10 protein-coding genes are annotated in these 13,045 nt (G+C 34.6%); 5 read left to right on the top strand and 5 right to left on the bottom strand.

Annotated features, from left to right (window positions below):
- Positions 1-29 precede the first annotated feature (29 nt).
- The gene (gyrB, locus tag A6B44_RS04520; protein ID WP_090920896.1) at positions 30-2,459 is read right to left on the bottom strand and encodes a DNA topoisomerase (ATP-hydrolyzing) subunit B; all 2,430 of its coding nucleotides are present in this window, start codon (positions 2,457-2,459) and stop codon (positions 30-32) included.
- A 338-nt stretch (positions 2,460-2,797) separates the two neighbouring features.
- Between gyrB and A6B44_RS04525 the strand changes: the two genes are divergently transcribed.
- Both A6B44_RS04525 and mazG read left to right on the top strand, forming a co-directional pair.
- A complete protein-coding gene (locus A6B44_RS04525) occupies positions 2,798-3,025 on the top strand; it encodes a hypothetical protein (RefSeq protein ID WP_090920898.1) in 228 nt (75 codons plus the stop codon).
- Positions 3,026-3,239: 214 nt separating this feature from the next.
- Entirely contained in the window at positions 3,240-4,022 is a 783-nt protein-coding gene (gene mazG, locus A6B44_RS04530) for a nucleoside triphosphate pyrophosphohydrolase (protein WP_090920900.1), read from the top strand.
- Between the two features lie 384 nt (positions 4,023-4,406).
- On the opposite strand, the gene aroA is transcribed toward mazG, so the two are convergent.
- On the bottom strand, positions 4,407-5,699 hold the full coding sequence (gene aroA / locus A6B44_RS04535; protein WP_090920905.1) for a 3-phosphoshikimate 1-carboxyvinyltransferase: 1,293 nt from the start codon (positions 5,697-5,699) through the stop codon (positions 4,407-4,409).
- A 260-nt stretch (positions 5,700-5,959) separates the two neighbouring features.
- Between aroA and A6B44_RS04540 the strand changes: the two genes are divergently transcribed.
- From A6B44_RS04540 to A6B44_RS04550, 3 genes are read left to right on the top strand one after another with little or no spacing between them, the layout of a single operon-like run.
- The gene (locus A6B44_RS04540) at positions 5,960-7,735 is read left to right on the top strand and encodes an ABC transporter ATP-binding protein (RefSeq protein ID WP_218061395.1); all 1,776 of its coding nucleotides are present in this window, start codon (positions 5,960-5,962) and stop codon (positions 7,733-7,735) included.
- Positions 7,732-9,456, top strand: coding sequence for an ABC transporter ATP-binding protein (locus A6B44_RS04545; RefSeq protein ID WP_090920907.1), 1,725 nt, complete (start codon positions 7,732-7,734; stop codon positions 9,454-9,456). The genes A6B44_RS04540 and A6B44_RS04545 overlap by 4 nt, the downstream gene beginning before the upstream one ends.
- Positions 9,457-9,470: 14 nt before the next feature.
- On the top strand, positions 9,471-10,097 hold the full coding sequence (locus A6B44_RS04550; protein ID WP_090920910.1) for a class I SAM-dependent methyltransferase: 627 nt from the start codon (positions 9,471-9,473) through the stop codon (positions 10,095-10,097).
- Positions 10,098-10,264: 167 nt separating this feature from the next.
- Here A6B44_RS04550 and tsaB read toward each other — a convergent pair whose 3' ends face one another.
- From tsaB to truB, 3 genes are read right to left on the bottom strand one after another with little or no spacing between them, the layout of a single operon-like run.
- The gene (tsaB, locus tag A6B44_RS04555) at positions 10,265-10,963 is read right to left on the bottom strand and encodes a tRNA (adenosine(37)-N6)-threonylcarbamoyltransferase complex dimerization subunit type 1 TsaB (protein ID WP_090920912.1); all 699 of its coding nucleotides are present in this window, start codon (positions 10,961-10,963) and stop codon (positions 10,265-10,267) included.
- Positions 10,964-10,972: 9 nt separating this feature from the next.
- Complete coding sequence (aroG, locus tag A6B44_RS04560) at positions 10,973-12,058, bottom strand: 3-deoxy-7-phosphoheptulonate synthase AroG (RefSeq protein WP_090920914.1); 1,086 nt, start codon at positions 12,056-12,058, stop codon at positions 10,973-10,975.
- Positions 12,059-12,106: 48 nt separating this feature from the next.
- Positions 12,107-13,045, bottom strand: a complete 939-nt coding sequence (truB, locus tag A6B44_RS04565) for a tRNA pseudouridine(55) synthase TruB (RefSeq protein ID WP_090920916.1) — start codon at positions 13,043-13,045, stop codon at positions 12,107-12,109.

A 13,045-nucleotide genomic window follows, 5' to 3' on the forward strand; every position in this document is an offset into this window, starting at 1 on the left:
TCTGTGGTCTTATTCATTACTTAATAAGGTTAAATATCGATATTCGCATTTAACGCATTATCTTCAATAAACTTACGACGTGGCTCTACATCATCACCCATTAAGGTCGTAAAGAGCTTATCAGCAGCAATGGCATCTGTTACTGAAACTTGTAACATTTTACGTGCCACAGGATCCATTGTAGTTTCCCATAATTGATCTGGATTCATCTCTCCTAACCCTTTGTAACGCTGAACTGTTAAGCCTTTGCGAGATTCTTTTACTAACCAATCAATGGCTTGTTCAAAGGTTTCAACTGGCATTTTACGCTCACCACGTTGTACATAAGCCGTCGGCTCTAATAAATCTCTTAACTGACGACCTAATTTCATAATACGGTTATATTCTGTACCTGATATAAAATTGAAATCGAGAGTATAGGTTGTATCCATTCCGTGTGTTGTTACAATGATTTGCGGTTCATAAATTTTACGCTCAGGATTATAAACCACTGTTGCACTGTAACTACTGCCATCCGTTCCTTTTTCAAAAATGACTTCAATTAATTTATTCACCCAAGCGGTCACATTTGCTTCATTTTTTGCAAATTCTTCCGTTAAATCTGGTTGATAAATTAACTCATCTAAAATAGCTTTTGGATAACGTCTTGCTAAACGCCCAATCATTCCTTGAACATTATTAAATTCTTTAATTAAACTTTCTAATGCAACTCCATTAATAGCTGGCGCATTTTCACTTACATAAACAGCGGCACCACTTAATGCAAGCTCTAATTCATATTGTGTCATTTCACCATCATCTTGAATATAGGTTTCTTGTTTACCTTTTTTCACTTTATACAATGGTGGTTGAGCAATATAGATATAACCATTTTCAATTAAATCTGGCATTTGACGATAGAAAAAGGTTAATAATAAGGTACGAATATGTGCACCATCGACGTCCGCATCGGTCATTATAATAATTTTATGATAACGTAATTTTTCAAGATTATAATCATCACGACCAATCCCTGTCCCTAATGCTGTAATCAGGGTTGCCACTTCTTGTGAAGATAACATTTTGTCAAAACGTGCTTTTTCTACGTTTAAGATTTTACCTTTAAGGGGTAAGATCGCTTGATTTTTACGATCACGCCCCTGTTTTGCAGATCCACCCGCAGAGTCTCCCTCCACAAGGTATAATTCAGATAATGCAGGATCTTTTTCTTGGCAATCGGCTAATTTACCCGGTAATCCACCTAAATCCATTGCCCCTTTACGACGTGTCATTTCACGAGCTTTACGAGCTGCATCTCTTGCACGTGCAGCATCAACAATTTTAGTGACAATGCTTTGAGCATCTTGGGGATTTTCTAATAAGTATTCGGCTAAACGTTCATTCATTGAACTTTCAACCGCACTTCTTACTTCTGATGAAACTAATTTATCTTTAGTTTGTGATGAGAATTTAGGGTCTGGCACTTTTACAGAAATAACAGCCACTAACCCTTCACGAGCATCATCACCCGACGCATCAACATTGGCATTTTTCTTACTTTTAACATTCTTTTCCATATAGTTTTTCAAGGCACGAGTTAAAGCACCACGAAAACCGGCTAAGTGAGTACCACCATCACGTTGCGGAATATTATTGGTAAAACAGAACACATTTTCACTATAACTATCATTCCACTGCATTGAGACTTCTACACCAATGCCATCTTTTTCAGTGGTTAAATAGAAAGGTGTCGAGTGAATAGGATTTTTAGCTTCACTTAAATATTCCACATAGGCTTGAATACCTCCTTCATATTTAAAGTGATCTTCTTTACCATCACGCTCATCAATCAATTTAATTGAAACACCTGAATTTAAGAAAGAAAGTTCACGTAAACGTTTTGATAGGATCGCATATTCAAAATCAGTTTTATTTTTAAATACCTCATAACTTGGCCAAAAACGAACTGTTGTCCCTGTTTTTTCTGTATCACCAATTACAGCTAAAGGTGCTTGTGGCACACCCATTGAGTAAAATTGTTCGTGAACGTGACCGTCACGGCGAATCGTTAATTGTAATTTTTCTGATAATGCATTTACAACCGACACACCCACACCATGTAAACCACCTGATACTTTATAAGAGTTATCATCAAATTTACCACCTGCGTGAAGTACTGTCATAATGACTTCTGCGGCTGAAACGCCTTCTTCATCGTGAATACCCACAGGGATACCACGACCATCATCTTGCACCGACACTGAGTTATCAGAATGGATTGTCACAATAATATCATTACAGTAATTTGCTAATGCTTCATCGATCGCATTATCCACAACTTCAAACACCATATGATGCAACCCTGTACCATCATCCGTATCACCAATATACATACCTGGGCGTTTACGCACCGCATCTAATCCACGTAACACTCGGATACTGGAAGAATCATAACTGTTTGTTTGACTTTGTTCAGACATTGTTATTCCTTTGTTTCTCTACATAAAAACGGCTTATTAAAAGCCGATAAAATTAGTATAATTATACCAGAAAAAGTTAAAAAAGTATTATAAAATAAAGCCAGATTTAACATATTAAGTAAGGTCAAATTATACTTGGGTAAAAATCAATCAAACTGCTTTAACTTAATATATGAATACATTGATAGTATCTCTAACAGAAATATGGTAAATATCAAAATATGATTTTACCTAGATATGTTAAAAAACTTACTGATATTTTATAGAAAAGCCTTGTTTAAAGAACTTGTTTTTTTCCTTTCCAAACACTATAATCAAAAAAAATTAAGAGAGAAAAAATGTCAGAATTAGATGAAGCAAAAGAAAGGTTAGCTTACAAAAAGTTTTGGTTAGGTGTTGTTATAGCAATATTTGTTTCTGTCGGTGGTTGGTTTGTTACAAACCTTGATAGCGAGCGTCATTTTTTACTTATAGCATCTATTTTTATAGAAATTATTATGATAATCAGTATTTATTGGCTGAATAATAGAATTATCAAATTAATAAAATATATTAAAAAACTTTAAAAGCATACAGGAGGATATATGATTGAATTTATTGGAACGGTAGTCATATTATTTGGCTTTTTATTTATTGGCTATACAGCGATTAAACAGGATTAAAATATGAAAAGGAGGCTTATAAACAGCCTCCTTTTTCTTTTTCGGATTAAGCAGTTTTTATAGAATAAATTGCTATAAGTTATAAATAATTTTGATTGAATCATTGAAAGGAACAAAAATGTCAAATATTAAACGACTTATTGAAATTACCGCCCAACTCCGCCACCCTGAAACAGGTTGCCCTTGGGATATTAAGCAAAACTTTGATACGATGCTCCCTTGTTTACTTGAAGAAACCTATGAAGTAGCAGAGGCAATACATACCAAAGATAAAATTTCTCTACGAGAAGAATTAGGGGATTTGCTCCTTCAAGTGGTTTTTTTAAGTCGATTAGCAGAAGAAGAGGGTTCATTTGATTTTAATGATGTACTAAATGATCTAATTGAAAAACTAGTTTTTCGTCACCCTCACGTTTTTGGAGATAAACTGGCTCAAAGTAGTGATGACGCCTTAAAACATTGGGATGAAATGAAAGCCCAACAAAAACAAGCCAAACAACATACCTCAATTTTAGACGATCTCCCTTTTGCCCTACCAGCCCTTACTCGTGCCAATAAGATCCAAAAACGTTGTGCCAAAGTAGGTTTTGATTGGGATAACCCAACTGATGTATTTAATAAAGTTAAAGAAGAGGTCTTAGAAGTAGAGCAAGAGCTTAATCATCAACCACAAAATCACGATAAAATCGCAGAAGAACTAGGAGATTTATTATTTGCGACTGTCAATATTTGTCGCCATCAAAAACTCGATCCTGAAGCAGTATTACGCAATGCCAACCTAAAATTTGAAAATCGTTTTAGAGAAGTAGAAAAAACGGTACTAGAACAGGGTAAAAAACTAGAAAATTGTACACTTAAAGAGTTAGATACAATTTGGGATAAAGTGAAAGAACAAGAGTAAAATAAGCGGTATGATCTTGATAAAAATTTGCAAGTTTTTGGGTTATTAAGATTTCTGTTTGGAATTACTTAATTTTTTGTACAAAATGATAGGCACACTTAAAAATAGTATTTCTAAAATTACAAACATTACTACATATGTAAATTTCATTGAACCTTGCAATATATACTTAATTACCATTTGATAGATCTCATAATCGTTCATAATTGTAGGATGGAAGTTTGTAATTGTTTTATAGATAAATATTATCAAAACTGGTTTCACTGCTTGTAATAAAAGAAATACAAGAAAGGTTATTACAATGCTAAATTTTTTAAGTGTGATTTTTGCCATTTTCTTATTCTCGAATCCTATTAAATTAGATAAATTATACATATCAATAAACTAACAACAAACCCTTTTAAACTCATCAAAAAAACTCGGAAAGGTTTTTGCCGTACAGTCAGGATCTAAAATGGTTACAGGAGTATTTGATAATGCGATCAACGAAAAACACATTGCGATTCGATGATCATCATAAGTTTCAATTTCAGCCTGTTTAAACTGCTCTAATGCTAAAGGTTGAATACGGATAAAATCCTCGCCCTCTTTCACTTCCGCACCTACTTTACGTAACTCTGTTGCCATTGCAGTTAAGCGGTCAGTTTCTTTGACTCGCCAGTTATAAATATTACGAATAACGGTTTCTCCTTTTGCAAAAAGTGCGGTGGTTGCAATGGTCATCGCAGCATCAGGAATATGGTTCATATCCATATCAATGCCTTTCAACTCCCCTCTTTCTACTTCCACAAAATTACTTCCCCACGTGACTTTTGCCCCCATTTTCTCTAATACATCCACAAACAAGCGGTCACCTTGAATCGAATTTTTGCAAATTCCCGTGACTTTAACTTTGCCTTTGATGGCTGCTGCCGCTAAAAAATAAGAGGCTGAGGAGGCATCACCTTCAACTAAATATTGACGTGGTGAAATATAATGCTGATTACCTTTAATATGGAATTTTTGATAATTATCATTTTGTACCCTTACCCCAAAATCTTTCATCATTGCAAGGGTAATATCAATATAGGGTTTAGAAACTAAATCACCGATAATCTCAATCTCTAAATCAGCCTCAACAAGAGGTGAAACCATTAAAAGTGCGGTTAAAAACTGGCTGGAAATAGAACCGTCAATCTTAACTTTTCCACCTTGCAAACCCCTATTTTGAATTGCAATAGGGGGATAGCCATCATTCTCTAGATATTCAATTTTCGCTCCAATTTGACGTAATGCATCCACTAAATGAAGGATAGGACGCTCTTTCATACGAGGTTCACCTGTTAGCACGATTTCAGCATCTTTATTGCCTTTTAAACATAGTGCAGCCGCTAATGGACGCATTGCCGTTCCAGCATTTCCCAAAAATAGCGATAAGCCATTTTGTATATCAAATGCTCCACCCACACCGTGAATTTCATATACTGTTTTATCATCAGAAAGTTGGTATTTTACTTCCAATTCTTTTAACGCATTCAGCATATGGCGAGTGTCATCACTATCCAACAGATTGGTAATTTTAGTTGTTCCAGTGGCTAATCCAGATAATAGCAATGCACGATTAGACAGACTCTTAGAGCCAAGTAAATTAATTTCTCCGTCTATTTTGGAGATCGGGTAAAGGGTTAGTTTTTTCATTTTTCTCTACATTATTTGATCAAACGATTTTTATTTCTAATTATATGTTTATAAAATCAAGATTACCACGAAAATTCTAGTTTTAAGGCAATTCAATTAAGTGTTGCAAAAAGTAACAATTCTCGTATCAAAAAATTATTGCAAATAAGAATAAATATTAATTATAATTGGAGTAATAAACCATTTCTTACATTTTTTACTGAAAAAATTCAATCATTTTAAATAAAATCCTCTGTCTTTGTTCTGGATATGGAGTTTTTATGAAAACAAAACCACATTTACTTAAAAGATTAACCCCTTATATGGGTGAGAAAAAATATTTACTTACTACATCTTTGGTGTTATCCGCAACTTCTGCCACACTAAGTTTATTACCCTTTGTTTTTCTTTGGTTAATTGCCAGAGAATTATTTGCCTCCCACCCTGAGCTCAGTAATGTAGGCTGGTATGCAGGGGGAACGTTGGGATCTGCTCTGTTGGCGATGTTACTCTATTTTTTAGCCTTAACTTCTTCACACCTTGCTGCTTTTCGTGCAGAAATTGGTATGCGAAAAATAGGTATGCAACGTATTATAAATATGCCTTTAGGTTTTTTTGATCATAACCAGAGCGGTAAAATACGTAAAATCATTGATGATAATGCTAGCCAAACCCATGCTTTTTTAGCTCATCAATTGCCAGATCTCTCTGCAACGATAACCGCTCCTATACTTATTTTAATCTTGATGTTATTTATTGACTGGCGAATGGGATTAATTTCACTGATACCTATTGTATTAGGTTTTATTGCAATGAGTTTAATGATGAATCAATCAGGGCAAGAATTTCGCCAAAAATATATGGATCACCTTGAAGAAATGAGTAGTGAATCTGTTGAATATGTGCGTGGTATTCCAGTAGTAAAAACATTTGGACAAAGTGTCTATGCATTTACTCGTTTTGTAGATAGTATCACTCGCTATAAAGAAACCGTTTATGCTTTCACACTTCTGTTTCAAAAAACAATGTCATTCTATACTGTTATTATGCAATCTGCTGCATTTTTTCTTGTACCATTTACGATATTTTTTATCAGCAATGATAATCTTGGACAAACACTGAGTAATATTGTTTTTTACCTACTTGTTGCACCTAATTTTACATTGCTATTTATGCGTAATGTGCAATTTCAACACGTGATGAGTGTAACAACACAATATCTTGATAATTTTGATACTATTTTAGACTATCCTGAGATGACATTTGTCTCTGAAAGTGAAATGCCAAAAACGTTTGATGTAGAATTTAAAAATGTGGTGTTTGCCTATGATGGTAGCGATCGTAATGCAGTAGATGGTATCAGTTTTACCATTAATGCAGGTGAAACTGTTGCACTTATTGGTACATCAGGAGGAGGAAAAACCACTATTGCACGTTTATTAGCACGTTTTTGGGACGTAAAATCAGGAGAGATACTGATAGGCGGACAAAATATTAAAACCCTATCTCGCCAAACATTAATGGGTTGTATCGCTTTTGTATTTCAAAATACGAAATTATTCAAATTATCTTTAAGGGATAATATTACCTACGGTAAAACGAATGCGAGTGAAAGTGAAATTGATCGAGCCGTTGATTTATCTCAAAGTCGTGAAATTATTGATAATCTACTAGAAGGATTAGAGACTCAGGTTGGAAAAGATGGAACTTATTTATCAGGTGGCGAACAACAACGTATTGCTTTAGCAAGAGCAATTTTAAAAGATGCACCCATTGTGCTTTTAGATGAAGCCACTGCCTTTGCTGATCCTGAAAATGAACATCTTATTCAACAGGCTTTACAAGAACTCAGTAAAGGAAAAACCACATTAATGATTGCACACCGTTTAACGACCGTGCAACAAGCAGATAAAATTTTAGTGATCGATAACGGTAAAATTGTACAAAGTGGTACACATTCACAACTTCTTGCTGAAGGTGGGTTATATCAACAAATGTGGAATGAATATCAACAAGCAATAGATTGGAAACTTGATAATGTAGGAGGTGCAAAATGATTAAGTTTTTCCAAAACCATTTTGCCCTTAGTGAAACAGGTGCAAAAGACTTACGTACCGCTATTTTCTGGCATACCCTATTAAATTTAAGTATGATGTTACCCGTTGTGCTTACCTTTGTCTTTTTACAAGATTATTTAGGGCTACTCAAATCAGAAACGTTACCATCATACGGTATTTTATTTTATCTTATTTTTGCATTATGTGCCTTTTTAGTAATGTATAGCTTAGCTTATATTAATTACGAAAAGTGTTATACCAAAATATATAATGAAAGTGCTAATCGTCGAATCAAATTAGCTGAAACTTTACGTCAATTACCTATGGCATTTTTTGGTAAAAAAGATATTGCTGATTTAAGTGCTTTAATTATGGAAGATGCCACCCAAATAGAAATGCTGTTTTCTCACGCTGTACCACAAATTTTTGCTGCTGCCATCAGTATGAGTGTAATGAGCTTATCGATGTTCTTTTACGATTGGCGAATGAGTTTGGCAATGTTCTGGGTCGTCCCTGTTGGTTTTTTGGTATTTTATTTATCTAAACAAAAAATGCAACGCAATCACGATGTTATCTATGCTCAACGATTGCTAGTAAGTGAACAAATCCAAAGTGGAATGGATATGGTGCAAGAGATTAAATCTTATAACCAAGAAACCCGCTATTTGGACTCTCTCAATCAAACCCTAGATGAATATGAGAAAAAGCTGATTAATCTTGAATTGTTCGGTGGTGCTTTATTAAATATTTCTTACTCTATGCTAAAACTTGGGTTGCCAAGTGTCATTATCATTGGTGCGTGGCTATTTTCTCAAGATACTATCAGCCTATTTACCTATTTAGTTTTTTTAATTCTTGTTGGACGTATCTATGACCCATTTATAGATGTAATGAACCATTTTGCATTGTTACTGTATCTTAATGTTCGTATTAAGCGTATGAGAGAAATGGACTCAATGCCAAGACAAACAGGGAATAAAATATTTAACCCAACTCATTTTGATATTGAGTTTAAGTCTGTTAATTTCAGCTATCAAACAGGAATGAACACCTTGCAAGATGTCAGTTTTGTTGCCAAACAAGGAGAGGTTACCGCTTTGATTGGCCCTTCAGGAGGAGGTAAAAGTACCGTTGCCAAACTTACGGCTCGCTTTTGGGATATAGACAGTGGAGAGATACTACTGGGTGGTCAAAATATCAGTGAGATTGAACCAGAAGTACTGCTTTCTCATTTTGCTATCGTATTTCAAGATGTTGCACTATTTAATAGTACCATAATGGAAAATATTCGTCTTGGTCGCAAAGATGCAACAGATGAAGAAGTGAAAGAAGCAGCACGTATTGCACAATGTGTTGAATTTATTGAACGTTTACCACAAGGCTATGATACCCTTATCGGTGAGAATGGTGAAAAATTATCAGGTGGTGAACGCCAGCGTATATCTATTGCACGTGCATTATTAAAAGATGCTCCTGTTATTTTACTGGATGAAGCCACTGCTAGTCTTGATGCAAGAAATGAGAGCAAAATTCAACAAGCCATCAGTGCGTTAATAAAAAACAAAACGGTACTTATTATTGCTCACCGTATGCGTACGGTTGTTAATGCCGATAAAATTGTGACCATTAAAGCAGGGCAAGTAGTTGAAACAGGTACCCCTGAAATATTAAAAACACAAAATGGCGTATTTTCAATGATGTTAAAAGCACAAAATAATTAAATACAGAGGTAAAAATGGAAAAAGATTGGTCTCCAATAGCAAAAAAATTTGATGACTTTCAACACTATATTACAGGTGAAGAAACAGACTCTCAGGTTAAAGAAAAACTTTCACAGCTAAAAGAATTAGGAAATACCATAGAATTTGGTTGTGGTACAGGTCATCTTACTCAAGTATTAGCACCTAACTGTGACACAATTTTGGCCACAGATATTTCAGAGCAAATGATTGAAATGGCTAAAACAAACTTAATTAAGTTTGATAATATAAACATACAACAAGCCAATTGCTACTCAACTAACTTTACTGAAAGTAGCTATGATACAGTATTTATGGCAAATCTAATTCACGTTGTTGCTAAACCTGAAAAAGCTCTAGCCGAAGCATATCGTTTATTAAAACCAAATGGAAAATTGATTATAGTTTCATACACCACAGATGGTATGACTTATATTAATATTCTCAAAATGATCTATCGTTATCTAAAAGTATTTGGCAAACCACCACGAGGAGGGATTAAATTTGGTTTAAATACACTTGTAGATTTTGTGAATACCCATCAATTCAGTGTTGATGAAGCTAAATTACTAGGTAATAAACAAAGTAAAGCAATATTTTTAATAGCTAAAAAATCACCTTAATTATCTATGATAAAACCCCAAAAGTTGTATTAAACTTTTGGGGTTCATCTCGAATTACTCACTTCTTAATATTTATACTGTACACCTAACAATAGTTAATTTAGTTACAAAATATAGCGGTTACATTAAGTCCAAAATTTGCAAATTAAATATAAAGTTAACTCATTCTACCGTTTATTCGGCAACTTCTTCCAAGTTACTTCATTTCTCAAATAAATTGGTTCGATTTCTAACGCATTTTGCGTATTTCCTTTGGCTAATTCAATTTGAGCCAAAGGCAACATAAACTCAGCTTGTGGAAGAGTTATATCTGTTTCGGTTACCTCTAAATTACTTTCTTTAAACTGAGGATAAGCATTCCAACCTGTGCCTACAACCACACAATTTTGAACATTACTTTTTTTAATTTGTTCAATGGCTTTTTCAGGGGTACAAACTTGTTCTTGAATTACCTCTTTCCAACCATTTTCTGTTTTGAACAGTTGAGAGAAATACACTTCGTTCATTCTGGCATCAATTAAACAAATTACATTTTTTGCATTCAGTTGTTGGTAAGCTTGTTGCGCCATAGTGGTGAGGTTTGAGATTGGGATCACAGGTAAATTCGCACCAAAGGCTAATCCTTGAGCGACACTTACACCTACTCTTACACCTGTGAAACTACCAGGCCCACGCCCAAATGCAAGAGTATTTACCTCTGACAATTGAATATTAGCATTATGCAATAACTCATCAATCATAGGCAAAATACGCTGAGTGTGACTACGAGGGCTTAATTCATTTAAAGTGGTGATTTTCTCTTTATGTAACAACGCCACTGAGCAGGCTTCAGTGGCAGTATCGATAACTAAAATAGTTTTTGACATTATTTAACCTTATTTATTAAGATTATGTTCTTTATTTTTACGGCGTGTTGCAACAGCTTCGGCAAGTTGAAATAATACTTTTTCACTGTCTTCCCAGCCAATACAAGCATCTGTTACACTTTGTCCATAAGTTAAGGCTTTTCCATTAATCAAATCTTGACGACCTTCAACTAAATGACTTTCAATCATTACACCTGAAATTAAGTTTGACCCTTTTGCAATTTGGTTTGCGACATCATCACATACTGCTAGTTGACGTTTAAATTGTTTTTGACTATTAGCGTGACTAAAATCTACCATTACATGAGGTCTAAAACCCGCTTTTTGAATATCATCACAGGCTTTTTGAATAGATTGTTCATCATAATTTGTGCCATTACTTCCACCACGTAAAATAATATGACAGTCTGAATTTCCAGCTGTTGAAACAATGGCAGAATGCCCAAACTTAGTGACTGATAAGAAATAATGTGGTGCTTTCGCTGAACCAATCGCATCTAAAGCAACTTGTACTGATCCATTGGTAGCATTTTTAAAACCAACAGCACAAGATAGACCAGAGGCTAATTCACGATGAACTTGTGATTCTGTGGTTCTTGCACCAATTGCGCCCCAACTCATAAAATCCGCTAAATATTGAGGAGTAATCATATCCAAAAACTCCCCCGCAGTAGGAACGGTCATATTATTAATATCAGAAAGTACTTTACGTGCAATACGTAATCCATCATTTAATGCATAGGTTTCATTTAAGTAAGGATCGTTAATTAATCCTTTCCATCCCACTGTAGTACGAGGTTTTTCAAAATAGACTCGCATTACAAGTTCTAAATGTTGGTTAATTTTTGGATCCGCTCTCATTGCTTTGATTTTTTCTGCATAATCTAATGCTAATGAATGATTATGGATAGAACAAGGACCTATTATCACTAATAAACGATCATCATTACCTTGTATAATATTATGGATAGCATTACGTGCTTTTTCGACTGTATCTGCTGCAACCTCACTCGCAGGCAAGCTTTCTAATAGTGCAATTGGAGGTAACAATTGTTCAATACTTTTTATTCTAATATCATCATTTCTATACATCATTCATTTTTTCCTTACAATTTTATACTGCGATTAATATTAGCAATTCATTTAAACAATGTCACTATGAACGCTATTAATCATTCTATTTGGTCTAAGAATATTATTTTTATCAACGTCTCCGATACCAAGAAAACAATCTGTGGCAGAGAACAAACGAACCTGTCCGAAAATTTGTTGATCGTTCATCAATTTTAAACGTTGCCCAAAACCGACTGCTTTTGTTTGTTCACTATTCAGTGATAGTTTAGGTAAAGTGGCTACGGCACTGTCTACAGGTAACAAATATTGATCTAACTCACTTAACGAATGACTTTCAGCTAGGTTTTGTAATTTGTCCCAAGTCATCATTTTTGACGCTGGATAAGTTGCGACACCAATTCTTCGCAATACAGTCACATGGGCTCCACAACCTAATTTTTCACCTAAATCATCAATTAAAGTACGAATATAAGTGCCTTTTGAACAATGTACTTCTAAGGTTAAATAAGGCTCTTCATAACTTATAAAGTTAAGTTCGAAAATAGTAATTGGACGAGCCTCTCGCTCAATGGTAATACCTGCCCTTGCATATTCATAAAGCGGTTTTCCGTTATGTTTTAATGCGGAAAACATTGTGGGTACTTGTAAAATATTACCTCGAAATTGCTCTAAAGCATCGATAATCTGTGATTGTATAACCTCAATAGCACGAGTTTGAACGATCTCTCCATCTGCATCGGAGCTATCTGTTCGCTCTCCCAGTTTTGCAGTAACAATATATCGCTTATCCGAATCCAAAAGAAACTGAGAAAATTTAGTCGCTTCACCAAAACAAATCGGCAACATACCTGTTGCTAATGGATCTAAGGCGCCTGTATGTCCTGCTTTATTCGCATTAAATACACTTTTTACCTTTTGTAAAATATGATTAGAGCTCATACCTTGAGGTTTATCTAGTAAAAATACACCGTTAATATCTCTGCCCTTTTTACGAGGTCTTCTACCCAC

It is taken from the genome of Pasteurella skyensis (assembly GCF_013377295.1).
In the GTDB taxonomy this organism is placed as follows: Bacteria; Pseudomonadota; Gammaproteobacteria; order Enterobacterales; family Pasteurellaceae; genus Phocoenobacter; species Phocoenobacter skyensis.

What these genes read in the sequence shown, in the direction of transcription:
- A6B44_RS04525 (WP_090920898.1), top strand. Translation starts at nt 2,798, where the DNA reads ATGTCAGAATTAGATGAAGCAAAAGAAAGGTTAGCTTACAAAAAGTTT.
- A6B44_RS04550 (WP_090920910.1), top strand. Translation starts at nt 9,471, where the DNA reads ATGGAAAAAGATTGGTCTCCAATAGCAAAAAAATTTGATGACTTTCAA.
- aroG (WP_090920914.1), bottom strand. Translation starts at nt 12,058, where the DNA reads ATGATGTATAGAAATGATGATATTAGAATAAAAAGTATTGAACAATTG.
- gyrB (WP_090920896.1), bottom strand. Translation starts at nt 2,459, where the DNA reads ATGTCTGAACAAAGTCAAACAAACAGTTATGATTCTTCCAGTATCCGA.
- tsaB (WP_090920912.1), bottom strand. Translation starts at nt 10,963, where the DNA reads ATGTCAAAAACTATTTTAGTTATCGATACTGCCACTGAAGCCTGCTCA.
- A6B44_RS04540 (WP_218061395.1), top strand. Translation starts at nt 5,960, where the DNA reads ATGAAAACAAAACCACATTTACTTAAAAGATTAACCCCTTATATGGGT.
- mazG (WP_090920900.1), top strand. Translation starts at nt 3,240, where the DNA reads ATGTCAAATATTAAACGACTTATTGAAATTACCGCCCAACTCCGCCAC.
- aroA (WP_090920905.1), bottom strand. Translation starts at nt 5,699, where the DNA reads ATGAAAAAACTAACCCTTTACCCGATCTCCAAAATAGACGGAGAAATT.
- A6B44_RS04545 (WP_090920907.1), top strand. Translation starts at nt 7,732, where the DNA reads ATGATTAAGTTTTTCCAAAACCATTTTGCCCTTAGTGAAACAGGTGCA.